Annotated in this window: 22 protein-coding genes; 10 read left to right on the forward strand and 12 right to left on the reverse strand. The window is 32.8% G+C overall.

Annotated elements, in window-relative coordinates:
* Positions 1-103: 103 nt before the first annotated feature.
* A complete protein-coding gene (locus Anndu_RS11845) occupies positions 104-4,414 on the forward strand; it encodes a CHAT domain-containing protein (RefSeq protein WP_464101398.1) in 4,311 nt (1,436 codons plus the stop codon).
* A gap of 23 nt (positions 4,415-4,437) precedes the next feature.
* Here the strand turns inward: Anndu_RS11845 and Anndu_RS11850 are convergent, their stop codons facing one another.
* From Anndu_RS11850 to Anndu_RS11865, 4 genes are all read right to left on the reverse strand, one after another.
* Complete coding sequence (locus tag Anndu_RS11850; RefSeq protein ID WP_464101399.1) at positions 4,438-6,795, reverse strand: response regulator; 2,358 nt, start codon at positions 6,793-6,795, stop codon at positions 4,438-4,440.
* 69 nt (positions 6,796-6,864) lie between these two features.
* Complete coding sequence (locus Anndu_RS11855) at positions 6,865-7,137, reverse strand: DUF6439 family protein (protein ID WP_464101400.1); 273 nt, start codon at positions 7,135-7,137, stop codon at positions 6,865-6,867.
* A 90-nt stretch (positions 7,138-7,227) separates the two neighbouring features.
* Positions 7,228-7,806, reverse strand: coding sequence for an RdgB/HAM1 family non-canonical purine NTP pyrophosphatase (rdgB, locus tag Anndu_RS11860; RefSeq protein ID WP_464101401.1), 579 nt, complete (start codon positions 7,804-7,806; stop codon positions 7,228-7,230).
* Positions 7,807-7,929: 123 nt separating this feature from the next.
* Positions 7,930-8,376: a hypothetical protein gene (locus Anndu_RS11865; protein ID WP_464101402.1), complete on the reverse strand. Its 447-nt coding sequence runs from the start codon at positions 8,374-8,376 to the stop codon at positions 7,930-7,932.
* 144 nt (positions 8,377-8,520) lie between these two features.
* Between Anndu_RS11865 and Anndu_RS11870 the strand changes: the two genes are divergently transcribed.
* Positions 8,521-9,648: a YihY/virulence factor BrkB family protein gene (locus tag Anndu_RS11870; RefSeq protein ID WP_464101403.1), complete on the forward strand. Its 1,128-nt coding sequence runs from the start codon at positions 8,521-8,523 to the stop codon at positions 9,646-9,648.
* Positions 9,649-9,745: 97 nt separating this feature from the next.
* Here Anndu_RS11870 and rpmF read toward each other — a convergent pair whose 3' ends face one another.
* On the reverse strand, positions 9,746-9,919 hold the full coding sequence (gene rpmF, locus Anndu_RS11875; RefSeq protein WP_464101404.1) for a 50S ribosomal protein L32: 174 nt from the start codon (positions 9,917-9,919) through the stop codon (positions 9,746-9,748).
* A gap of 135 nt (positions 9,920-10,054) precedes the next feature.
* Between rpmF and thrS the strand changes: the two genes are divergently transcribed.
* Together thrS and asnS are read left to right on the forward strand one after the other, a co-directional pair.
* Positions 10,055-11,866 (forward strand): threonine--tRNA ligase, encoded by a 1,812-nt coding sequence (gene thrS / locus Anndu_RS11880; protein WP_464101405.1) that lies wholly within the window; start codon positions 10,055-10,057, stop codon positions 11,864-11,866.
* A gap of 209 nt (positions 11,867-12,075) precedes the next feature.
* On the forward strand, positions 12,076-13,467 hold the full coding sequence (gene asnS / locus Anndu_RS11885) for an asparagine--tRNA ligase (protein ID WP_464101406.1): 1,392 nt from the start codon (positions 12,076-12,078) through the stop codon (positions 13,465-13,467).
* Between the two features lie 103 nt (positions 13,468-13,570).
* Here the strand turns inward: asnS and Anndu_RS11890 are convergent, their stop codons facing one another.
* The 5 genes from Anndu_RS11890 to Anndu_RS11910 form a co-directional block, all read right to left on the reverse strand.
* Positions 13,571-13,714 (reverse strand): hypothetical protein, encoded by a 144-nt coding sequence (locus Anndu_RS11890; RefSeq protein WP_464101407.1) that lies wholly within the window; start codon positions 13,712-13,714, stop codon positions 13,571-13,573.
* 141 nt (positions 13,715-13,855) lie between these two features.
* A complete protein-coding gene (gene petN / locus Anndu_RS11895) occupies positions 13,856-13,945 on the reverse strand; it encodes a cytochrome b6-f complex subunit PetN (protein WP_464101408.1) in 90 nt (29 codons plus the stop codon).
* A 57-nt stretch (positions 13,946-14,002) separates the two neighbouring features.
* Complete coding sequence (locus Anndu_RS11900; protein WP_464101409.1) at positions 14,003-14,758, reverse strand: pantothenate kinase; 756 nt, start codon at positions 14,756-14,758, stop codon at positions 14,003-14,005.
* A 39-nt stretch (positions 14,759-14,797) separates the two neighbouring features.
* Entirely contained in the window at positions 14,798-15,478 is a 681-nt protein-coding gene (locus tag Anndu_RS11905; protein WP_464101410.1) for a CPBP family intramembrane glutamic endopeptidase, read from the reverse strand.
* A gap of 207 nt (positions 15,479-15,685) precedes the next feature.
* Positions 15,686-16,174, reverse strand: coding sequence for a tellurite resistance TerB family protein (locus tag Anndu_RS11910; RefSeq protein ID WP_464101411.1), 489 nt, complete (start codon positions 16,172-16,174; stop codon positions 15,686-15,688).
* 326 nt (positions 16,175-16,500) lie between these two features.
* On the opposite strand from Anndu_RS11910, the gene Anndu_RS11915 reads away from it, so the two are divergent.
* The 6 genes from Anndu_RS11915 (at position 16,501) to Anndu_RS11940 (ending at position 20,984) form a co-directional block, all read left to right on the forward strand.
* Positions 16,501-17,136 (forward strand): TetR/AcrR family transcriptional regulator, encoded by a 636-nt coding sequence (locus Anndu_RS11915; protein ID WP_464101412.1) that lies wholly within the window; start codon positions 16,501-16,503, stop codon positions 17,134-17,136.
* A gap of 472 nt (positions 17,137-17,608) precedes the next feature.
* Positions 17,609-18,760, forward strand: a complete 1,152-nt coding sequence (locus Anndu_RS11920; RefSeq protein WP_464101413.1) for a HesA/MoeB/ThiF family protein — start codon at positions 17,609-17,611, stop codon at positions 18,758-18,760.
* A gap of 26 nt (positions 18,761-18,786) precedes the next feature.
* Complete coding sequence (locus Anndu_RS11925; RefSeq protein ID WP_464101414.1) at positions 18,787-19,050, forward strand: ubiquitin family protein; 264 nt, start codon at positions 18,787-18,789, stop codon at positions 19,048-19,050.
* 3 nt (positions 19,051-19,053) lie between these two features.
* On the forward strand, positions 19,054-19,566 hold the full coding sequence (locus Anndu_RS11930; protein WP_464101415.1) for a ubiquitin-conjugating enzyme E2: 513 nt from the start codon (positions 19,054-19,056) through the stop codon (positions 19,564-19,566).
* A complete protein-coding gene (locus Anndu_RS11935; protein WP_464101416.1) occupies positions 19,553-20,425 on the forward strand; it encodes a M67 family metallopeptidase in 873 nt (290 codons plus the stop codon). Before Anndu_RS11930 ends, Anndu_RS11935 begins: the two co-directional genes overlap by 14 nt.
* A gap of 13 nt (positions 20,426-20,438) precedes the next feature.
* Positions 20,439-20,984 carry a hypothetical protein gene (locus Anndu_RS11940; protein WP_464101417.1) on the forward strand — a complete coding sequence of 182 codons (546 nt, stop codon included), beginning with the start codon at positions 20,439-20,441 and terminating at the stop codon, positions 20,982-20,984.
* Positions 20,985-21,215: 231 nt separating this feature from the next.
* Here Anndu_RS11940 and Anndu_RS11945 read toward each other — a convergent pair whose 3' ends face one another.
* Positions 21,216-21,983, reverse strand: coding sequence for a PspA/IM30 family protein (locus Anndu_RS11945; protein WP_464101418.1), 768 nt, complete (start codon positions 21,981-21,983; stop codon positions 21,216-21,218).
* A gap of 119 nt (positions 21,984-22,102) precedes the next feature.
* Entirely contained in the window at positions 22,103-24,244 is a 2,142-nt protein-coding gene (locus Anndu_RS11950; protein ID WP_464101419.1) for a CHASE2 domain-containing protein, read from the reverse strand.
* Positions 24,245-24,332: the final 88 nt, after the last annotated feature.

Below are 24,332 nucleotides of genomic sequence, written 5' to 3' on the forward strand. Positions count from 1 at the left end.
TAACAAAAATCAAATTGTATTAGTACATAATTGTATAAGTAGAATATCAATATGTTGATAATGAGCAAAAATATTAAACTTGAAAGATTAAAAGTTATGAGTTATGAAAAAATATTTTTTACCCTTATTTTTATTATTAACTCTCGTTAATACAAAATTACCTTTATTAGCACAAACAATTATTCCTGCGAATGATGGCACTAATACTAATATTAATATTAATGGGAATCAAATAGATATTAATGGCGGTACTTTATCAGCAGATGGAGCTAATTTATTCCATAGTTTTACACAATTTGGTTTAACTTCTGGTCAAATTGCTAACTTTTTAGCTAACCCTAATCTTAATAATATTTTAGGGCGTATTACTGGAGGTGATCCCTCTTTTATTAATGGCTTAATTCAAGTTACAGGTGGTAATAGTAATCTTTTTTTGATGAATCCGGCAGGGATTATTTTTGGTAATAATGCGAGTTTAAATGTACCTGCTGATTTTACCGCAACTACCGCCACAGGGATTGGTTTTAATGATAGTTATTTTTCGGCTTTTGGTAATAATAATTATGCTGATTTAATCGGTAATCCCACCGGCTTTTTATTTAATACAAATCAAGTGGGATCAATTATTAATACAGGTAATTTAACTGTTAATAATGATCAAAATTTAAGTTTAATTGGTGGTACGGTTATTAATACGGGAAATTTAACTGCTAATGGTGGTAATATTAATATTTTAGCAGTGCCTAATAGTAGTAAAGTAATTTTAGATCAACCCGGACAGATTTTAACTTTAGAAATTGATTTACATCAAGATCAATTAGGGAATACTTTAAATTTTACTCCCTTAGACTTACCAAAATTATTAACAGGAAGTCAAGGCTTAATAGATACTCAAGGAATCGCTATTAACTCCTCTGGTAATGTGGTTTTAACGCCATCAAATACAATCATCAATCAAGGTGATATTTGCTTAAATCAAGCTAATAGCAATAATATTTATGTGAATGCGAGTAATAATTTAAACCTGATTGAAAGTCAATTAACTGCGAGTAATAATCTTAATTTATTGGCAAAAAATACCGTATATATTAGAGATAGTTTAACAAATCCTGTAATTATTAATAGTGGCAAAGATTTATATATTCAAGGTAATCGGGGGATTGATATTTTAACCTTAAATCATTTAGAAATTACTCCTTTTGTTAGTGGAGGAAATTTAACCTTTGTTAGTGATGGCATGATCTCAGGGGATGCTCATTTTGTTAGTGGCGGTAATATTTCTTTTCTTGATTTAACAGGAGCAGGAGGTAATTTTTATAGTTATTATGATCCTATTATTAGTGCCGTTGGTGATGTAACTTTTGGTAGTTATACCGGAGCATCTTTAAAAGTGGAAGCAACGGGTAGTATTAATATCACTGGTGATATTACAATTAATGCGATAGATACCGCCCTTTGTTTAGCTCCTAATACTTGTACCACAGGAAGCGATCGCTATCTTTTAGGGAATAATTATGCCTTAATTTTAAAGGCAGGAGTGACAAGTTTAACGGAAACTAATTCTGGCAATTTACCCTCTTATATTACTTCTTCTGCTAGTTCTCCTGCCTCTGTAACAGTAGGTAATATTAGTATGGGGAGAGTGGGAAGCGATCTTTATGGTGGCATGGTGACGATCGAAGCCACAGGTAATATTAATACGGGTAATATTAATGCAGATTCTCTTAATCAACCTCCATCTTTATCTAATGGTAATTTTTACCGTAATATCAGTTTAAGCAGTACCCAAGGCAATATTAACACAGGTAATATTAATACTACATCCGGTTTTCAAACAATAAATACTAGCTGGGATCGTAGTTCTAATAAGGCAGGAGATGTTACTCTTACAGCGAATAATGGCTCTATTACTACAGGTGTTATTACTGCCGAAGCTTTAACTTTTGATCCTGGCTCACCTCTAAGAGAACACCATTTTCTTAATAATCAAGGAGGAAATATTACTATTCGCAGTAGAGATGATATTACTACGAATAACATTAGTACAACTGCCCTCTCCCCCACTATTAACGGTACTACTACTATTAATGGAGGTGATATTAATATGTACAGCAGTCAAGGTAATATTACCACAAGAGCCTTATATACTTCTAATGGGTTAATTGTTTTTAATTATGGTACTGGTACTCCCACAGTTTACACTCAAGGGGGGTCTGTTACTCTAACTTTAGGCTCTATCTCTCCTAATAATCAGATTATTTTTAATTATATTAGCACATCGGCTAGAACTCCTTGTGTCGTTGGTGTTACTTGTAATATCAATACGGCGATCGGTGGAGATGTGACAATCAATGCTAATAATGGTACAGTCAGGGGCATCAGTAGTTATACGGATCATTGGGGTAATATTTCCACTATCAACTCCACTGCCACAAGATGGGAAACTAATTTCTATCCATACAGCAGTAATACTATTTTTACAGATCAAGGCGGTACGATTAATATTATCTATGGTGGAGGGGCTACGGATATACCTTTTACGATTGGGGATGCTAGTCTTAACGGCACGGCACAAAGTCTAAGAAGGGGAGATACTACCCTAACACTTACTTCTGGCTCTTTTCCCATCTTACCTAATGGTGGTAATGTAACACCCGTAGCCAATATTAATATTACCTCAGTCAATACACCTCCATCTTTAACAGGTAATAATAATTTAGGTGCAACTACTCCGGGTAATTTTGTAACTATTAATTATAGTAATTTAAACCCAATTATTACTGATCTTAATGGAGATAATACAACTCTAAGAGTTAGTTCTATTTTAACAGGAGGTATCTTAAAAATTAATGGAGTTATTGCTAATATTGGTGATCTTATTCCCACAGGTGCTACCCTTGAATTTACACCCCCTCTCACTGCTACAGGTGAAATAGTAGGATTTTCCATTACTGCTAATGATAATGTCTCAGTTTCTATTCCCCTTGATCTTAAAGTTACACTGCCAACACCAACCCCTAGTAATGACAATACGGTTACTCCCATTGTAAGGGATAATTCTAGTCTTAACGATATATTTAAAGAAAAAGATTTCGAGGTTAATTCTAATTTTGTAGAGTCAACTCCAGACTCTGAAAATGTTTTTATTCCTTTAGTGCAAACGAGTATTAATTCTGATAATGTAGCAACTTCTGTTTATGTTCAACAAGCTGATCAGACTTTAACTAATTCTTTTAATAATTATTTTGGCAATATTTTTAATACCAATCCGATAACTCTTGAGGAAGTACAAACTCAACTCAAAAATATAGAAGCACAAACAGGTATTACTGCGGCTATTGTTCATGCAATTTTTGTGCAAACATCGGGCAAAAATCTTCAATCAAATTATCAATTACAATTAACTCTTACTTCCCCTGATGCACAACCAATTATTTATAAAATTAATGTTACTAAAGAAGAAATAATTCAACTTAGTCAAAAATTGATCTCAAGTGTTACTAATATTCGCCGTCAAAACGCCTATCAACAACCATCACAACAACTATATCAATGGCTGATCAAGCCTTTAGAAGCAGACTTAAAACAATATGAAATTGAACAGATTAGTTTTGTGGTAGATCAGGGGTTGCGAGCGATCCCTTGGGCGGCTTTATTCGATGGGGAACAATTTTTAATAGAAAAGTATAGTATTGCTCAAATGCCTTCTTTATTACTCACTAATTTAAACTATTTTAACCTTAAAAATTCTCAGGTTTTAGCAATGGGAGCAGACACTTTTACTGGGCAAAATCCCTTACCCGCCGTACCAATGGAGTTAGAATTAGTAAGTAATCAACTTTGGGAAGGAGAATCCTACCTTAATCAAGATTTTTCCATTAATCAATTGATCAACGCTCGGAATACCTACCATTATGAGATTATTCATTTAGCAACTCACGGAGAATTTACTCAGGGAAACCCCGAAAACTCCTATATTCAATTTCAAAATGAAAGATTAAGCTTAAATCAACTCCATACTTTAGGATTAAATAATCCCCCCGTAGAATTAATGGTTTTAAGTGCTTGTCGCAGTGCTTTAGGGGATAAAGATGCGGAAATGGGTTTTGCGGGTTTGGCCGTTTTAGCAGGGGTAAAATCCGCTCTAGGTAGCCTCTGGTATATTTCCGATGCGGGTACACTTGGCTTGGTTTCTGAGTTTTATGAGAATTTAAAAACAGCCCCAATTAAAGCTGAGGCTTTACGTCAAACTCAGATCGCTATGTTAAAGGGAAAAGTAAGGCTTGAAAATGGAAAATTGATTACAACTAATGGCGATTTTCCCCTTACGGAAGACTTAAAACAGTTAGGAGATATTACCCTAACTCATCCTTATTATTGGAGTGCTTTTACTATTATTGGTAATCCTTGGTAAAATGTGATAAAACTAGGCTTAAATTAGCTTATAAATTGACTTTTGGCGAAATCATATAATGATTGAATATCCCTTCCATCTTGTGGAAATTGGGCGATCCCATGACTACATTCTACCTGTAAATCAATTATTTCTTGTTCATAAGATACTTGAAAAGTATGATATTTTAAAAATTTAAAAATCTTTTCTAATCTTAGTTGAATACTCTCTTTATTACTAGGATACATTGAGATCACAAAAATATCATCTTGCCATGATGTAATCATATCTTCGCGCCGTAATTTATATTTTAAATATTTTCCTAAAGACATTGATAATTGATCCGCAACACTTAAATTATATTGGTTTTTAATTTGTGCTAAATTATTAATTTTAATTACCACAATACAAACATTTTGATAATAGCGTTCTGCTAAACAGAAAAAACTAATTAATCTTTCGACAAAACGGTTACGATGAATAACTCCGGTAACGGGATCAACTTCCGTAGATTTGCGCAGTAATTTAACCCTCTCAATCCTATTAATAACTCTGATTACTAATTCTGAGCCAACAATGGGTTTATTGACGAAATCATCAGCCCCGGCCGCAAAAGCTTGATTGATAGCCGCAGGATCACGATGGGAAGTTAAAAAGATAATGGGTAAACTAGCCCAACGGGAGTCACTACGCACCAGTCTGCACAAGTCTAAACCTCCCAACTGAGGCATTTCCATATCTAAAATTAATAAATAGGGGGAAAAATTATTTAAAGTTTGCCAAAACTCTTTAATATTTTCTAAAATTTTAACTTTTAAACCCCAAGGTTCAAGATTACTTTTGACAAAATTTAAAGAAATGGGATCGTCATCTACTATCATAATTTTTGATTCTTTGGGGATAACTTGTTCTATTAAGTTAATGGCTGTTTTAATAATATCAGAAATTAAGATTGATTTATTTAAAAAACCTTTGCCCCCTAAACTTGAAATTTTAACTCTTGTTTCAAGATCATTATTATTAGTTAAGATCAAAACTGGTAAGGGTATTTTTCTTTGATTTATTTCTGCTAAAAAGCTTAAACAATTATCTAGGTTTTTAGTTATTTCTAAATCTAATAAAATTAAGTTAGGTTGAGTTTTTTCGATGGCTGTTTTTGCTTCAGCTAAAGTGATGGCTATATCGGTTTTTAAACCCCATTTTAAAGCTTCAATATCTAATTTTTCTAAAAAGTTTAATTCTTGAGTAATTACTAATATTTTGGGGGCGGTTTCATTGAAATCAAAATCTTCAGGTATAGGAGCTAAAGGACATTCATCTAAAACAGTTCTAATAGTTTTAACTTGTTCTGAGATTTGGGTGATTTTTTCGGGATCAATCTGGGTTTTAGTTTTAAAAATTGTTTCTAAATCTCTGGCAATTGCCGAAGCTCGATTAAAGCCAAAAGTGCCTAAAGAAGCCACTAATTTATGACTTTCTGATAATGCTTTTTGTCGCCATTCTTCGCTAAATTCATGATTAGTTAATGCTTCTACAACTTTTTCTAACAGATTAACACGGGCATTAAGTAAACTTTGAGATTGTTGAAAAATATCTAACAGTTCTGGGTTAATTTCAGGTAAGCCAATTATTTTTTCTTGATTATTTTCTTGAGCTATTTTAGAATTATTATTATTATTATTATTAGTTGTATTTTCTTGACTAATAACATTAGGTTGATCGTTTTCATCAAAGGTTTTTAAACGATAACCTACACCATAAACTGTTTCAATAAAATCATCGGGAACTCCTGAATTTTTAAGTTTTTTGCGCAGACTTTTAACGTGGGATCTAATCGTTGTTTCATTAGGACATTCTTCATAAGACCAGAGTAAATCAATCATGCTACTATGGCTAAAAATACGGCGACTATTACGCAAAAAAAGTTCTAATAAACTATATTCTTTTGGGGTTAAATTAAGGGGTTTATTTTGATATTTTACCTCATGTTTAACGGGATCAAGACTTAAATGTCTCCATTCTAAAATTGGGGGTAAAATTGAAGCTCCACGTCTTAATAAAGCTCTAATTTTTGCTAATAATACATCATTTTCCACTGGCTGGATGATAAAATCATCTGCACCTGAATCAAGTCCAACTATTTTTTGATCGGGATTACTTTCTTGTTCTGTTAATAATAAAATGGGCATTTGTTTACCATTTTTACGAATTTTTTGACAAAGGCGAATCCCATCAAATTTAGGTAAATTAACATTAATAATTAATAAATCATATTCAAATAAATTGATTACTTCCCAAGCATCTTCACCATCGTGGGAGCTATCAATTAAATAATTATTACTCAAAAGTGAGGTGAATTTTTTGATTATTTTTTGATCATGTTCGACTAATAGTATTTTCATTGGTTATTAATTATTTGTTCTTATTTATTATTTATTACTTATTACTTATTATTTATTATTTATTACTTATTATTTATTCCCATGAGTGGGGCATGGCAAAGGCTCAACGGTGCGATCGAGCCATCCTACGGCCTGAGTTAAATGGGAGATCGCCCCGTTTTTTTCCTGTTTTAATAGAAAAACAAGGCCGGCTGAGGCTTGTTGTAAGGCTTGGGCTTGACGATTGTTTTTTAATCTGTGCCAGTCATTAGGAGCGATCGCCAGACGTTCCGCTAAAATTTGAGCTAATTCTAATGTACTAAGTTCAGATAAGGATTGGGAAAGGGGAGAATTTAAAGACATATCAATTAAACTAATAGGTTGTTATTAATTATTATAATCAAACTTTTTTAAATTGTAATGAGTAAAAGTTATTAATTAATCATAAAAAAGTTAAATTTTAAGATTTTTTAATTTGGGAATTAAAGCTTGAAAAGCTTTACCTCGATGACTAATTTTTTGCTTTTCAGCTAAAGACATTTGAGCAAAAGTTTGTTGTTTTTCAGGTATATAAAAAATCGGATCATAACCAAAGCCTTTTTCCCCTTTGATCTGTCTCAAAATTTCACCTTGACAGTTACCTTCGGCCGTTAAAACTATTTCCCCTTGGGGGTTAGATAGGGCGATCATACAAATAAATTGAGCCTTACGATTATCTATATTTTCTAACTCTTTTAAAACTCGATCAATGCGTTCTTGATTAGTTTTTTCATAACGGGCAGAATAGACTCCTGGCGCACCATTAAGGGCATCTATGGCTAACCCACTATCATCGGCGATCGCCCATTTTCCTAAAATTTTAGCCACAGAAGAAGCTTTCAAACAAGCATTTTCTAAAAAAGTTGTGCCAGTTTCTTCTATTTCTAAATCTTGGGGTTGTAACTCAAGTTGCCAGTCTAAACCCTGTAAATAATCCTGCATTTCCTTAACTTTTCCGGCGTTAGTGGTAGCAACAATTAATTTTTTTGTCATAGTTTGTTAACTTTTAAATTATTATTTAGAGATTATTTATTATAAAACAATTGTAACACTTCAGAAATTGAATATCAAATCAGAGCCAATCCCATTGAGATCAACCTTTTAGGAGGTCAAAGCTTACTGTTGCCTTTCTTTCGCCAATTGATCAACCGTTTCACCAATCACAGCCGTTAAACTTTTACGGGTTTGCCGATGGCTGTCTTGCTCCTGTTTTAAAGCTTCTTTTAAATCATCTCTTTCTTGTAAAACCTCTAATAATCGCCCTTGTAAAGCCTCAATTGTCTCTAAACCTTTTAATTCTTCTAATAAAATAGTTTTAGCTTCAACAGAATCAGATTTTTTAATTTGTTGATTTAAAGTTAAATTAGATAATTGATTTTTAAGTTGTTCTAACTGTTGTTGAGCAAGTTTAGCATCAGTGCGTCTCTGTTGGGCTTCAGTGGCATATAAATTACGCCAATTAGCCTCACTTTCTTTAAGTTGATCCCTTTGCTGTTGTAACTTGGTTAATTGTTCTTTAAGAGAACGAATTTCCCCCAACCATTTAATAACTTCATCACTCATAAATCATTACTCCTCAAACTGTTTCTAATTTTCTTTATTGTTTAAACTTTGGCTTATTGTAACAAGTAAAATGCCCGTTGTAAATAAGCAAAAAAAAAGCTATATTATTAAATATAAAAATTTGTTAAATCTTCAATTGTTACCATGAAAAATATTAATTTTCTTGGTTTGTCTTCCTCCTTTAATTGGACAATCATTCACTTAACTATTAATAAAGCATTAAAAAAAAGAGTTTTTGGCTTATCTTCTGAAATTGCTTTTAATAGTTTATTATCCCTATTTCCATCTTTAATTACTATTTTAACGGCTTTAGGTTTATTTCAAGATTCAATCCAAAAAACCCTATTCGCCCTTTTATATCAATATCAAACAGTTTTTCCTAAAATAGTTTGGGATCTATTAGAACATTTTATCTTAGAAGTAACTCAAAGCAGTAGTAGTCAAATTTTTTCTTTAAGTATGATCATTTCAATTTGGATTTCTTCTAATGCGTTAGGATCAACCATGAATGCACTTGATCAAATTCAACAAATACCATTAGAAAAAAGACGACCTTTTTGGAAAGCCAAATTGATTGCCATTTTGATTACAATTAGTGCTTTATTATTGTTAATTTTAGCATCTTTTTTAGTCTTAATTGGGGATTATGTGATTAAATTTGCTTTATTTTTAATGCAGAAATTACCCGTAGATGATACGGGGGGTTATTTATTATTAAAAATTTGGCGTTTATTAAATTGGCCTTTAGCTTTTGCCACTATTTCAATTTTAGGAATTTTAATCTATAAAATTTTTCATCAAAAAGAAGATAAACGTCATCCTTTACGCAAAATTAGAAGTATCATAATAGGCTTAATTTTGATTATTATTAGTTTAATTTTATTAATTAGTTTTCTGTTATTTATTAATTATTTAATCAATAAAGTTAGTGATGATTATTCTGTATCTAATCTAATTGTGCAAATTTGGCAATTATTAAGTTGGCCGGTGGCTCTGGCCATTGTGGCCTTAGCTTTTGCTTTTATTTATCGCATTGGTAGCAGTATTTGGCAAGAAGAAACTCCCCTATTTCCGGGGGCAATTTTAGCTTCTATTTCATGGGTAATTGTTTCAGCAATTTTTAGATTATATGTTTCAAATTTTGGACAATATAATAAAGTTTACGGTGCATTTGGAGCGATTATTGTCTTAATGTTATGGTTACAAATTAGCTCTTTAGTCATGTTAATTGGTTATCAATTAAATATAGTTATTAGGGAGTTAAACAGTTGACAATTGACAATAATTTTTTTTTAATATTACTTATTACTTATTAATTATTATTTATTACTTATTACTTATTAATTATTACTTGAGTTGTATCATCAGTCTATTCTTCTGTATCTTCTTCTTCAGGGTTAGGATAAACAAAGGTAGATTTACCTGAGAGAATAGATTTACCTAAAGATAAAGCTTTTTGAGCTTGGAAAGCCGCTTTACGTTTCCAGTTAGCTTTGCGTTGATCTCTTTTTGCTTTAGAGGTTTTCTTCTTAGGTACAGCCATAATAAAAAATTTCCATAATATAGACAACCTTTCTATTTTACTCGATTTTGTCCATAATAGCTTAATCAATAGTAAAATAAATTTTAACTTTCATTAAAATGATTCAAAAAAATATTAATTGAAAATCTTAAACCTATGTCTAAATTAGAATCACCAATTGAACCAATTAAATTACCAAAAACCAGTGAATCTGACAAATTAAAACGCATTCGTCACACTACTTCCCATATTATGGCCATGGCTGTGCAAAAGTTATTTCCAAAAGCTCAAGTTACCATTGGGCCTTGGACTGAGACAGGTTTTTATTATGATTTTGATGCACCGGATCCTTTCACGGAAAAAGACCTTAAAGCGGTAAAAAAAGAGATGGTTAAAATTATTAATAAAAAACTACCTGTTATTAAGGAAGAAGTCACCAGAGAAGAAGCAAAAAAAAGAATTACTGCTTTAAATGAACCCTATAAATTAGAAATTTTAGATAGTATTCAAGAGCCGATCACCCTTTATCATTTGGGGGATCAATGGTGGGATCTTTGTGCTGGCCCCCATTTAGAAAATACTCAAGAGTTAGATCCCAAAGCGATCGAGCTGGAAAGTGTGGCCGGGGCTTATTGGCGTGGGGATGAAACTAAAGCCCAACTACAACGGATCTATGGCACGGCATGGGAAACTCCCCAACAACTAGCCGAATATCAAAGACGCAAGGAGGAAGCCTTAAAACGGGATCACCGTAAGTTGGGTAAAGAGTTGGGTTTATTTACTTTTGCTGATGTGGTGGGGCCGGGTTTACCTTTATGGACACCTAAAGGTACAATTATCCGTTCTTTATTAGAGGAATTTCTCAAAAAAGAACAGGTAAAAAGAGGATATTTAGGGGTAGTTACTCCCCATATTGCGAGGGTTGATTTATTTAAAACTTCTGGCCATTGGCAAAAATATAAAGAGGATATGTTTCCTATGATGGCTGAAAGTCAAGCAGAGATGGAAATAGAACAGGGTTTTGTCTTAAAACCGATGAATTGTCCTTTTCATATTCAAATTTATAAAAATGAATTACGCTCCTATCGTGATTTACCCATGCGGTTAGCGGAGTTTGGCACGGTTTACCGTTATGAACAGTCGGGAGAATTAGGAGGATTAACCCGTGTCAGAGGATTCACCGTTGACGACTCACATTTATTCGTTACTCCTGACCAGTTAGATGAGGAATTTCTGAGCGTAGTTGATTTAATTTTAACCGTCTTTAAGAGTCTGCAACTCAAGAATTTTAAAGCCCGTTTAAGTTTCCGTGATCCACAGTCGGATAAGTATATTGGCTCAGAAGACGCATGGAATAAGGCCGAAAACGCCATTAGAAGGGCTGTTACCCACTTAGGAATGGATTATTTTGAAGCACCCGGCGAGGCCGCCTTCTACGGGCCTAAATTAGATTTTATTTTCCATGATGCCCTTGAGCGGGAATGGCAGTTAGGAACAGTACAAGTGGACTATAATTTGCCTGAGCGTTTCAATTTGGAATATGTGGCGGAAGATGGCACTAGAAAACGCCCCGTGATGATCCACCGTGCGCCTTTTGGCTCATTGGAGCGTTTAATTGGTATTCTAATTGAGGAATATGCGGGAGACTTCCCTCTGTGGCTTTCTCCCGTGCAGGTGCGGTTATTGGCGGTGAGTGATGACTTTTTACCCTATTGTCAGGAAGTTGTGTCTAAGATGCAAAGTTTAGGCATCAGGGCGGAAGTGGATACTTCTGGGGAGCGTTTAGGTAAGATGATCCGCAATGCTGAAAAGCAGAAAATTCCCATCATGGCGGTGGTTGGGGAAAAAGAGAAGGATAGTCAAACCTTAAGTATTCGTACCCGTGCCGATGGTGATCTCGGCTCGATCGCTGTGGATGAGGTGATCACACGCTTAACAAGTGCGATCGAAACTTTCGGCAAATTTTAGAGTTTAATGGCTGAACTTTACCCAGTATTTAGTACAAAAGTACGGGGGAAAGTTCAGTTATAATGGAAAGGGCAATTTGGAATTGATTTAAGGAGAATCAAAATTTTGAAACAACGTCAAGAAGAAAATAATCAACGATTTAATGTTTTATTAGAAGAAGTGCGCTATTTAATAAGAAGTAATCAACATAATTAACAACATTAAATACAATGACTAATCAAAGAATTATCGAAATTTTACGTCACGGCCAAGGGGATCAAAATGTGACAATTCAAGGTTGGGTGCGCACCAAAAGAGACTTAAAAAACTTTGCCTTTTTAGAGGTCAATGATGGCTCATCTTTGGCTAATTTGCAAGTGATTCTCGAAACTACCCTCCCCGACTATGATACCATCCTTAAACGTCTTAACAATGGCTCATCTGTGGCGATTTCCGGCGTTTTAGTCCCCTCTGAGGGCAAAAATCAAAAAATTGAGCTAAAAGCCCAAAATTTGACGATTTTCGGCGATGCTGATCCTGCTACCTATCCCCTCCAGAAAAAGCGTCATTCTTTTGAATTTTTACGCACGATCGGCCATCTGCGATCGCGCACTAATACCTTTGGGGCAGTGATGAGGGTGAGAAATGCCTGTGCGACTGCAATTCATCAATTTTTTCAAAACAGAGGCTTTTTATGGGTACATACTCCTATTATTACCGCTAGTGATTGTGAAGGGGCGGGTGAATTATTCACTGTTACTAATTTTAATTTAGATAATATTCCTAAAGGCTCGGAACATAAAACTGATTATACTCAAGATTTTTTTGGAAAAAAAGCTTATTTAACTGTCAGTGGTCAACTTCAAGCTGAGGTAATGGCTATGGCTTTCGAGAATGTGTATACTTTTGGGCCTACTTTTCGGGCGGAAAACTCTAATACCTCACGTCATTTAGCAGAATTTTGGATGGTTGAGCCAGAAATGGCTTTTTGCGATCTACAGGGGGATCAAGACTTGGCGGAAGAATTTTTAAAATATATTTTTAAATTTGTGTTGGAAAATTGCCCTGAAGATATGGAATTTTTTAATCAAAGAATTGATAATTCAGTGTTAGAAACGGCCGATAATATTATTAATAATGAATTTGCCAGAATTACCTATACTGAAGCGATTAATTTATTAGAAAAAGCGGATCAAAAATTTGAATTTCCGGTAGAATGGGGAGTAGATTTACAGTCAGAACATGAAAGATTTTTAGCTGAAAATTTATTTAAAAAACCCGTCATTGTTACTAATTATCCGAAAGAGATTAAGGCCTTTTATATGAGATTAGATGAAGGGGAAAAAACGGTGTCAGCGATGGATATTTTAGCCCCCAAAATAGGAGAAATTATTGGCGGATCTCAAAGGGAAGAAAGACTTGATATTTTAGAAAAAAGAATTAAAGAATTAAACCTAAATGTAGAGGATATTTGGTGGTATTTAGACTTAAGAAGATATGGCACAGTGCCTCATGCGGGTTTTGGTTTAGGTTTTGAAAGAGTGGTACAATTTATGACAGGAATGACTAATATTCGTGATGTTATTCCTTTCCCTCGTACCCCTCTTAATGCTGAGTTTTAGTCACTCGTCACTTAATATTTTCTACTGATTATTGTTTATTGGTTATTGAAATGTTAATTTAATTTAATCTCAATGTTTATTGACTTAAATTAAATATTTACCCTTATTTTTTAGCTTTTTTTTGTTTTTCTTGAAGACGGCGATCGCTCCATTCAAGAGAAGATAAATATAAAACACCACCACTAACTACAATTAATAAAACTAAAGCAACTATTACTAAAATATTAAAAAGATTGGTTGATTCCATAGTCAAAAAAATTAATCAAAATATAAACTTTAAATAAACTTTAAAATTGATGAGAAAAAAGGTAAGATTATTTAAAATATAAATAAATCTTCGCCTTTTTTCTTCAGTAAACAAAGCAAATTAACTTTAAATCAAGAAAGTTTAGAAACCTTTACGGCCCCAAACAACCATCGTTAAAGTCCAAGTAAATAGGGCTAAAAAGGTAGCCCAACCTAATGTTAAAATATCCATCTTTGTATTTTATCAGTTAAATAAACATCTGAATTTGACATTAATTAAAATCTTACATCATTTTGAGCAATTAAGATATTTCATCCCCCAAAAAATTAAATTTCCATCTTCCCTCATTTTCTCCCCAAGATGCCCTTGATATTCTTTTAACATTTTAATTAAATATTGGCGATCGCCCCCCGTCACCAAAATTTCACTTTCGGGAAATTCTCTTAACCAATCTTTAATAAAATCACAAATCCCTGCTAAAACAGTATAAATAATTCCGCTTTCAATTGCGCAAGGGGTAGTTAAAGCCCAACGGGGAGGCAAAACATCAGAAAAATTAATTTTAGGTAAATTAGCAGTCTGAAGAAATAGGGAATTAAATTGAAGTTTTAAACCGGGAAAAATTGCCCCTCCAACTAATTCTTGATCCTGATTAATTCCTGTTAAAGTTAAAGCAGTTCCCCCATCAATTACTAAAGCCGGAAATCCGTATTTAATAAGCGTTCCATACAAAGCTAAAGCCCGATCTATACCTAAAGTTGAATAAAGATTTTTAATAGGAATATCCGCCAATGTAATCATTTTTAGTTGAGGATATTCTAAAAAAAAATTAGTTTGTGGTGGCACAACAGAAGCCAGATTAAGAGTTAATTTTTCCTCAAATAATCGAGATAAATTTAAGTTTTGAGGAAAAAATTGATTAAGATAATCTTGATTAAAATTCTCAGATAAATGTTGACTATCCCATGTAGAAATAAGACTATTATTATTAAATAAAGCCCAATGTAAACGGGAATTGCCAATCATTAAAAATAGTTCTTTCACTCTAATTTTATTAAAATTTAATTACACTTAACTATTTAATTATTTTTTTAGATTAATTATTAATAATAATGTTAAAATTGATAAGCCAATTAAACCAGCGATCGGGTTGCGATCAACACCTGTGATCCAAGGAGAAATATTATCATTATATTGCACAATTTGTCCAACATTAAAAATATAATAACCCCAAACCAAACCCCCATGTAAACCAATACAACCGCCTAATTTATTTTGATTATTTCTTTTAATTAAAATCAAATTCATAGCTAACAAAATTAATCCGGGAAAAGCAGGAAAAGAGGCAATAACTACTTCAATCGGCTTTAAAAAATGCAATAAAGCAAAGATCAAACTATTACTAATTAAAGCAGTTTGTAAAGAATAATCTTTTTCTAATTCCGATAATAACCAACCTCTAAATACTAATTCTTCAGCAAAAGCCACCCCTAAACCACTTAATAAACCTTCTAAAATTAAACGGGATAAAGGTACACTAGGCAATTGAAAATTAATTAATCCCAAAGCATTTTCTAAGATAAATAAACCACAAGTTAAACCTAAACCTAACGCTAAATAATTAATTAATTCAATCCCATTTTTACGAGAAAAAATTAAACCATATTCTGAAAATAAATTATTTTTTTGATAAACTAATTTACCCCAGATAAAAGTTAAATTTAAAAATTCAAGAAATAATGTTCCCATCGTTGCAATAGTCATTAAATTTTGATCTTTTTGCAAAACAAAATAAAAACATATAACAAAAGGTATCCAAAAAATTAATAATAAACCCAAAAAACTAAAAATTCTAATGGGAGCGGAATAATTTGCTATTTTTTGTAATTTAGAAACTAACATTATTTGTTATTATTTATTCGTTATTTCTTAACTATTAACTATCAATAATTAATTATTAATTGTTAATTATTAATTGTTTAAAAAACGTGCTAATAAAGATTTTAAAATTTCTAAAGGTTGTTCTTGACGTTCCAGATCAGTATTGGCCGCCCACTCTATTTTTTGGACAGTTTCATCAGGTAAATTTAATAATTCTACTAATTTTCGATAAGCCCTTTTTTCTTCCAAATTAATTTGAGAATCTAAGCCTGTTTTTTTACTAATAGCAATCACCATATAACCTAATTTTAAAGCTAATTCTCTGTCTTCTTCAATTGATAATTGAGGTACTAATTCATCTAATAATTCAATTGCGGGAATTTCCACAGATTTTGAAGCTAAATATGCTTTAATTTCCGCTTGTTGTTGTTCATTTTCTGCTAATAATTCCGAACAATAAGATAATAATAAATCCTGTTCTTCTTCAGAAAATTCACCGTCAGACCATGCCATTGTCCAAACAATTTTTAAAAGATTAGTTTGTTCTGCGGAAAGATGATTGATTGCTGTTTTATTCATATTTTTTGACCCTTGTTTATTTATTTATGAAATAAAATTAATTTATATTAAGTAATGTTAATGAAATTTCATTAATCTAAAACAATTATTTTAACCGATTAAGCAGATATTTAATAATATTACTCAATAAATCGTAATGTATTGATATAAAATGCAAAGATTAAAGCTATTCTATAACATTTGATTAAGTTTTGTCCAATTTTAAACATTGTTGTTAGAAAATAAATATTAGAAGTATTCAATCGAGGGCATTGTTACAAAAATTAATAAATTAAAAATTAAATTTTTGATTTGATCAGTTATTTTAAATATTGAGGTAAAAAATTATGCAAGTTTTCAAGAAAAAAAACAACCAAAAAACCCATTTACCCTCTGAAGATGATACCCGAAGTCGTATTTTAAAATCGGCCTTATATCTCTTTGCTCGTAAGGGTTTTGACGGTACAACCACCAAAGAGTTAGCGGAAAAAGCACAGGTAGCCGAGGGTACATTATTTCGTCATTTTATTAATAAAAAAGCTATTTTAATCGAAATTGCTACCCAAGGTTGGGTGGATATACTCACAGATTTATTAACAGAATTGAGTGAAATGGCCAGTTATCAAGCCGTAGCTGAGGTAATGAAACATCGAATGCTCCACATGAGAGAAAACTCAGATTTAATGAGAGTGTGTTTTATGGAGGCTCAGTTTCATTCTGAGTTAAGGGAGAGAATACAGTCAGAAGTAATCACTAAAATGACGGATGTGGCGGAGGCTTTTTTTGAAACGGCGATGGATCGTGGTATTTATCGGCGCATGGATCCGAAAATTGTGGCACAGGTATTTTTAGGAATGTTTGCAGTGGCGGGTTTTTCCCATAGTACCATGATTGAGCCTGATGCTAGTCCTAAACAATTAAAGCAGATGGCTGAGGGTTTGGCTGATATATTTTTAAATGGCGTTTTAACGAAACATAATTAAACAAAACCAATTTAATTTATGTTATAATTTATCAACTATTAACTAATTATTGAAACATCAATTTATGATTCAAGAATTTAAAAATAATGACAACTAATTTATTAACCAAAAAGTTTGTAGTTGGGCTTTAGCCCTCTCAATCTAATTTTTTAATCGGGGGTAAATTACAATTATTAGTTCAATTTATTGAACGATTTTTGTTAGCAATGAAATTAATTTCATTGCGAGAAAATTACTAAGGGTTAATTTATAAGTATTATCCCGCATCGAAATTAATTTCGATGCTAATAGTAAGACGTTCAATCAATTGAACTGTGATTAATCTCAATAATTAATTTTTAAATAATTTTTGATTAATTAAGATCAAAAATAACCTAACAAATTGATTATCAAAAGCCTACTATCGGAGGGCTAAAGCCCAACTACAAACTTTGTGATCTATGACAATATTTTTAACTATCATCATATAACCATGAATAATATAGATTTTTTACCTACAATTGAAAGTCGTTATGATCGTCATCAATTAATAGAATGGTGGGATCAAACTAAGTTAAAAAAAGCGAAAATTTTAGTGGCTGGAGTGGGGGCTTTAGGGAATGAAGTTTTAAAAAATTTGGCTTTGTTAGGGGTGGAAAATTTAACAATTATTGATTTTGATACCGTTAGTATTACTAATTTAACGCGCTCGGTTTTATTTAGGGAAAATGATCTAAATTTACCTAAAGTTGAGGTGGCAAAACAACGCTTATTAGACTTAAATCCCCATCTAAATATTACTACAATTAACGGCGATTTAGAATTTGATTTAAGATTGGGTTTTGTAGCACAACATGATTTAATTATTGGTTGTTTAGATAGTATTAATGCACGTTGGGCGATTAATCAATTAGCTTATCGCACGGGTATTCCTTGGATCAATGGTGGGATCGGCATCTCTGAGGGGGAAGTTACCTTTTTTGATCCCAAAACCGATCGAGCCTGTTATGAGTGCAGTATTTCTAGTCAAATGTGGGCAAGACGCAACCAGCGTTATTCCTGTCAAGGCTTAAAACGGGAGTTACCCCAAACGGCTATGCCCACCACCGCCGTGATCGCCTCGTTGGTGAGTGCCATGCAAGTACAACAGGCATTATTATATTTACATGGCGATGAAAGTTTTTTAAAATCAGGAGAAAAAATCTTTTTAAGTTTAAAACCTTGGCTTAGTTTTAAAGTCAAAATTCAAAAACAAAAAGATTGTTTAGCCCATGATTTTAATACTCAAGAAACCATTAAAATTAATTATGATTCTAACCTAACAATTGCAGAAATTTTAACAGAAATTAAAGAAAAATATGACCCCGATCCGGTATTATGGTTAAGAAATGAAATCTTACATCAACTGATTTGTTTAAATCCCCATTGTCAAACTAAAGAAATAATTAATCAACCCTTAAGACAATTTTCTGAAACTAAATTAAACTGCCCCCATTGTCAACAACAGCGAGATTTAGAAATTTTGGAAAAATTCTCTTTAGAAGACAATCACCGACAGATTTCTCTTAAAGATTTATGTATTTTTAAGAATGAGATCTTATATTGTGAAACCCAAAAGGGTAAAATAAAAATTTATTTTCATTAATTAAATCATTATCACAAATTTAACCTATGTCTGAAGTATCTGAACAAATTTCTTTAATTATTCGCTCGGCGGATCAAACCCGTAAAGCCTCTGTACAATTACCTATTGCCTTCACCGTTGAAGAATTGTTACAAACCACCCAAAAACATTGGAATTTACCGGCCAATGCCAGTTATGCCGTGCGTTTAGAGCGCACAGGCCAACAACTTGATCCCATTAACACCTTAGAGGAGTTAGGCTTAGAGGAAAATGATATTTTAGAAATTTTCCCCATTTTGGAGGCTGGTTAAAATATGAGCGTATGGCGAAAAAGGCTTGACAACGACTTTCAAGAGTTATCCCGACTGGTAGACTCATCCCAAGGGGTTTTACAAATTGTTTCTTATAATCACAATCCTCCTAATGAATATGTGATTGAATATCAATGTCGAGGCCTTGAAAAGTTAGAAAATAATCAGCCTATTTTTCGCTTTATTCATCAAGTTAGATTTAGTTTAGGACAAAATTATCCTAAAAAATCCCCTTATGTTAAGTTCCTCACACCTATTTTTCACCCAAATATTTATGAAAATAATGTGGTTTGTTTAGGAGATTATTGGACGATGGCTGAAACTTTAGCGCAGTTAGTGATCCGCATTGGCAAGTTAATTCAATATGATCTGGCCGTTGTCAATTTAAACAGCCCCGCCCTTGCGATCGCCGCTAGTTGGGCGAAAGAGAATCAATGGCGTTTTCCCCTTGATCATCATACTTTTAAAGTTCCCTCTCAAAAATCCTTACATATTAACTGGCATGATCTGGCATAAATTAAAACAATTTTGGCATTCCCTCTCCCCTCCCTTTAATTATGAGGATAATGAGTCTCTTGTTAGGAAAAAGTTACCCTCCCCAAACCCTGAAAATCAAGCAAAAATCACGATTAAACCCTTTGAACTAAATTTACAACCCCAACCTCAGATAAGCTCAGAAAACTCACAAGCCTTGCTTCCGCGCAAAAATCATATTTTACCGCCCAAACTTACCAGAAAAACCTCTCAAAAAAGGATTGGTCAGCCTTTGACCTCGGTTCGATCTCCCCAACTCCCTCCAATTAAAGCACCATCTATCAAATCAGAGCATTTTAAACAAGTAATCTGGAAAGATTGTGATGATGTTTACCGTCCAATTGATAAACCTTTTACTCAATTTTGGCAAGAAGCAAATATTTTGCCTCAAGTTAACCCAGTTTACATTGAAAAAAAAGCTTATTTAACCATAATTAATCACCTAAAATCAGATTTAGAAAAAGAACAAGGAGGCATTTTATTTGGAAATGCCTATCGGGATCCCGAAAAAGGAATTTATGTGAAAATCGTTAGCGCGATCGCCGCCCCCAATACCCTTGCCACTAAAGCCCATCTTGAATTTACCGCCCAAACATGGCAAGGTATTATGGATTATGCCAAAAAAATCGAACTTTCCGAAAATATAGTAGGCTGGTATCATTCCCACCCTAATATTGGAGTTTTCATGTCAAATACGGATTTAAAAACACAGGAGGCCTTTTTTTATCATCCTTGGAGTTTATCAATAGTTTATGATCCAGTCAGACATGAAATCGGTTATTTTTTAGGAAAAAAAGCTCAACCAGTTAGACCAGTAATTTGTAATTCTGCTATCGTATAATAGGGATGAGAAAATGGAAATTTTAGTAACAATTATCATCGGATTATTATTAACAACTATTATAATCGGCTTACTTTATGCTGAAGATGATCAAAGCTCAGTAGGGGAAGAATATTATCAAAAAAATGATGTTGGGGGTAAGCCAAAAAAACTAATCCATCAAACAGTTAATGTAGATCAAATGGACGCAATAGTTGATGATTCTGTATTCTGGCAAAATTTACCATTAATAAATCAAAGAAAAATAGAAGATAATGATTTAATTTCCGAAGCAAAAATCTTACACATTTTAACAAATTTAATTGGACAAAAAGACTTAGTTAGTGGAGAGATTTTAAAATCAGGAGAAAAAATTTATGTTTGTTTAAATTGTAAACTTGGCTATCATGAAGATAGTTGGTATTATTTAAACCAAAGATGCGAACAATGTAAAGCCAATATTAATCAAATTAAAAGTTATATTTTACCAGAAATATTATCAGATTCTTTACCAAAAATTGAAGATAACAATGAAGTTATAGAACAGATAAAATATAGTTTTAGAACAATAATTGAATAATAAGTACCTAAGCAAAATTAATTACATAATGTGGAATGGGCATCCTGCCCGTCACAGGCTAGAAGCCTGTGCCACCATTGAGTAATTAATTACACACATCTACTTATCTCAGTGGTAAATTGATCATTGCAAAAAAAGTTAACACTTTTGTTATTCGTTTTTAATCTTAGAAAAAAAAGCCCCCCTCCCTACTGCGGAAAGGGGTTTGGGGTTAAGAATATACCCCATTAGTTATAAATCCTTTAAAGACTTTCTTAATTGTTCTAACTCAGCATCTACCTCAGAAACAGGCTTATCAGTGGGGGTAGAAGACGCAGGTAAAGCCCCTTGAGTGGGAGAAGCACCAGTTAACTGAGCCTTCATCATAGCCAACTCATCATCAACATCGCTTCCCGCTTCCAGTTGAGCAAATTGAGATTCTAAATTAGTACCCGTTAACTCATAGGCAGACTGGGAAGCCGCTTCTAAAGATAAAACCTTGTCTTCCATACGCTCAAAAGCACTTAAAGCACTACTTGTACCCATATTACTCATCGTCTCTTGTAGTTGCTTATTAGCTTGAGCCGCTTTAGCTCTAGCTTTGAGCATTTCTTTCTTAGTTTTTGCCTCGCCAATTTTACTTTCAAGGGCAATTAAATTTTTCTTCATCTGCTCAGACTGGTTAAACTGTTGATCTAACTGCTGTTTGAGCATAGCGGCCGTATCGGCGGCGGCTTTTTTGCGTTGTAATGCTTGACGAGCGAGATCCTCATCTCCCTTTTTTAAAGCTAATTCTGCCCTTTGTTGCCAACTATTAGCTTCAGCCTGATTTTTATTATATTGCTGTTCAGTGCGTTTTTGACTGGCGATCACCTGTGCTACGGCTTGACGAAGTTGCACTAAATCTTCCTGCATATCAATGATAGCCTGTTCCAAAATTTTCTCTGGATCTTCGGCTTTACTGACTAAATCATTAAGATTTGCCCGTACCACACGACTTAAACGATCAAATAATCCCATAATTCTTATTTATCCTCTGACGATATATAAAGTAATCAAAAAAATTTTAAGAGATGATTTTCTCTCTTATTCTAGTTTAATCTAATGTCTAAAAAAATTAAATTGCATAGGGGATCTATTTATCTTTTATTTCCCCCTTTTTTGTGATCATACATGGCAGTATCGGCTTTTTTGATTAAAATTTCAGGATCTTCTCCGTCCAAGGGATAAATACTGATGCCAATACTAGCACTAATATTAATTGAATGATTATTAATCATAAAAGTTTGGGCAATATTTGAGGCTATTTTATCGGCTACGATCGCGCCATCAGTGGCTTGTTTAATACCAGGTAAAATAACGGTAAATTCATCTCCACCTAAGCGAGAAACCACATCACTTGAGCGCAAACAATTTTTAATTCTTTTGCCCACTGCCTTTAATAATAAATCCCCTAGATCGTGGCCTAAATTATCATTAACAGGCTTAAAACCATTCAAATCTAAATACAATAAACCGACTAATTCTTGATGTTCTGCACCCCATTTTAATAACTCTTTAAAACTTTCATTAAATAGTTGACGATTAGCTAATCCCGTTAAAGGATCATGGTGTGCCAAATAACGTAATTTTTCTTCTGATTGTTTTAAATCTGAATTAGAACGCCTCAATTCTGCTGTAGTTCTTCTCAATTCTTGTTCGATTAATTTGCGCTCGGTAATATCCCGAATTACACCGATTAAAAAGATATTTCCGGCGCGATCTTGATAAAAAGATCGCTTAGTTTCAGTAAAATACATATTACCATGAATATTAGTAAAAGTTGATTCTTGTTCGAGAGTTGCCCTTGTTTCTAAAACTATTTTTTCTTGTTCTAAAAATAATTCTGCTTCTTCTTTTTTTAAAAAATCATCATTAGTTTTACCTAATAATTTGGCCACAGGTACACCAATAAAATCACAAAAAGCTTGATTTAAAATGACCCATTCCAGATATTGATTTTTAACAAAAATTGGATCGGGAATATTATTAATAATTAATTGAAAGAAATCTTTTGATCTTTGTAATTCTTGTTTTTGATAGGCAAAATAAGTAATTAAAATTGTGCCTGATCCGATCAATCCTAATAGGGGTGGGACGAAGGGAAACCACCATCCTCCTAATATTAAAAGATAACAAATTCCTCCTAAAAAGAAACCGCAAATTGTTAAAGATAAAGATGCTTTGAAAGGCGATCGCCAACGCCAAATTAAAAGAGAACCGATCACCGTCCAAACGTACAACCACAAATAATCAAGCCATTCGGGTAAAACTTGAATTAAAGGTCTTTGATCTAAAACACTACTAATAATTTGACTGGTAAAATTAGCGTGTAATTCTACTCCTGAAATACGATTAACTGTTTGATTAAATTGATAACTATAGGGGAAAGAAAATACATCTCTAACACTCAATTTTGTGGTATAACCAATTAAAATAATCCGATTTTTAATTAATTGATGATCAAAATTTCCCGTTAAAACTTCCCCCATTGAAACTGTTTGAAATAGATCCGGAGAACGAAAATTTGCTAAGACTTGATAGCCTTTACGATTTGCTCTAATATAAGAGCCATCATTCCTGTTAAAACGTGGAAACTCTACTGCTCCTATTTTAAGATTTTTATCACTTTTTGATTTAATTCCCTCTTGTTCGAGATACCTTAAAGCTAATTTTAAAGCGAAACTAGGGTAAGCTTTTTTTTCTTGATAATTAATAATAAAATTACGTCTAATTACTTCATCTGCGTCTGGTAAAAAATCATTAAATCCAATTTGTTTTTTCTCTTTTAAAATGGGAGGAGGATCCACTCCGTCCATCTTATTTATTGCTAATTTTTCAATGCCAATAATATTAGGAATTGTGTTAAAAACTTCCTTAAGTTGTTGATGGCCAGGTTCTTTAGGAAAATTACGATAAAGGTCTAAACCAATGACACGGGGCGAATATTGATTAATTTTTGTGATTAATTCAGCAATAATTTGATCAGAAAAAAACCCTTGATATTTTTGATAATCTTCTTCCGTAATACCCACAATTAAAATGCGATCTTCGGTTTTTTCTTGAGGGCGTAAACGGATTAATTGATCAAATGTGGATAATTCCCAAGGTTGTAAAATCCCTGCTAATCTTAAGATAATTAAAACAAATGTGACAGAACTTGATGAAGTCAAAACATCACGATTTTGTGTTAACCATTTTTTGAACATTGACCATAATTTGAATAATTTTACTTTCATCATTTTCCATCAATTTTGATTACAATTTAATTTTTTTTAGTTCATTTATTTTAGATCATAGGGATTAACCAGCCGTTAACCCCTACAAGAT

It is taken from the genome of Annamia dubia NIES-4383, from assembly GCF_055394725.1.

Excerpts from the sequence above, each read along its gene's own strand:
- Anndu_RS11845 (WP_464101398.1), top strand. The coding sequence starts at position 104 with ATGAAAAAATATTTTTTACCCTTATTTTTATTATTAACTCTCGTTAAT.
- Anndu_RS11850 (WP_464101399.1), bottom strand. The coding sequence starts at position 6,795 with ATGAAAATACTATTAGTCGAACATGATCAAAAAATAATCAAAAAATTC.
- Anndu_RS11855 (WP_464101400.1), bottom strand. The coding sequence starts at position 7,137 with ATGTCTTTAAATTCTCCCCTTTCCCAATCCTTATCTGAACTTAGTACA.
- rdgB (WP_464101401.1), bottom strand. The coding sequence starts at position 7,806 with ATGACAAAAAAATTAATTGTTGCTACCACTAACGCCGGAAAAGTTAAG.
- Anndu_RS11865 (WP_464101402.1), bottom strand. The coding sequence starts at position 8,376 with ATGAGTGATGAAGTTATTAAATGGTTGGGGGAAATTCGTTCTCTTAAA.
- Anndu_RS11870 (WP_464101403.1), top strand. The coding sequence starts at position 8,521 with ATGAAAAATATTAATTTTCTTGGTTTGTCTTCCTCCTTTAATTGGACA.
- rpmF (WP_464101404.1), bottom strand. The coding sequence starts at position 9,919 with ATGGCTGTACCTAAGAAGAAAACCTCTAAAGCAAAAAGAGATCAACGC.
- thrS (WP_464101405.1), top strand. The coding sequence starts at position 10,055 with ATGTCTAAATTAGAATCACCAATTGAACCAATTAAATTACCAAAAACC.
- asnS (WP_464101406.1), top strand. The coding sequence starts at position 12,076 with ATGACTAATCAAAGAATTATCGAAATTTTACGTCACGGCCAAGGGGAT.
- Anndu_RS11890 (WP_464101407.1), bottom strand. The coding sequence starts at position 13,714 with ATGGAATCAACCAATCTTTTTAATATTTTAGTAATAGTTGCTTTAGTT.
- petN (WP_464101408.1), bottom strand. The coding sequence starts at position 13,945 with ATGGATATTTTAACATTAGGTTGGGCTACCTTTTTAGCCCTATTTACT.
- Anndu_RS11905 (WP_464101410.1), bottom strand. The coding sequence starts at position 15,478 with ATGACTATTGCAACGATGGGAACATTATTTCTTGAATTTTTAAATTTA.
- Anndu_RS11910 (WP_464101411.1), bottom strand. The coding sequence starts at position 16,174 with ATGAATAAAACAGCAATCAATCATCTTTCCGCAGAACAAACTAATCTT.
- Anndu_RS11915 (WP_464101412.1), top strand. The coding sequence starts at position 16,501 with ATGCAAGTTTTCAAGAAAAAAAACAACCAAAAAACCCATTTACCCTCT.
- Anndu_RS11920 (WP_464101413.1), top strand. The coding sequence starts at position 17,609 with ATGAATAATATAGATTTTTTACCTACAATTGAAAGTCGTTATGATCGT.
- Anndu_RS11925 (WP_464101414.1), top strand. The coding sequence starts at position 18,787 with ATGTCTGAAGTATCTGAACAAATTTCTTTAATTATTCGCTCGGCGGAT.
- Anndu_RS11930 (WP_464101415.1), top strand. The coding sequence starts at position 19,054 with ATGAGCGTATGGCGAAAAAGGCTTGACAACGACTTTCAAGAGTTATCC.
- Anndu_RS11935 (WP_464101416.1), top strand. The coding sequence starts at position 19,553 with ATGATCTGGCATAAATTAAAACAATTTTGGCATTCCCTCTCCCCTCCC.
- Anndu_RS11940 (WP_464101417.1), top strand. The coding sequence starts at position 20,439 with ATGGAAATTTTAGTAACAATTATCATCGGATTATTATTAACAACTATT.
- Anndu_RS11945 (WP_464101418.1), bottom strand. The coding sequence starts at position 21,983 with ATGGGATTATTTGATCGTTTAAGTCGTGTGGTACGGGCAAATCTTAAT.
- Anndu_RS11950 (WP_464101419.1), bottom strand. The coding sequence starts at position 24,244 with ATGATGAAAGTAAAATTATTCAAATTATGGTCAATGTTCAAAAAATGG.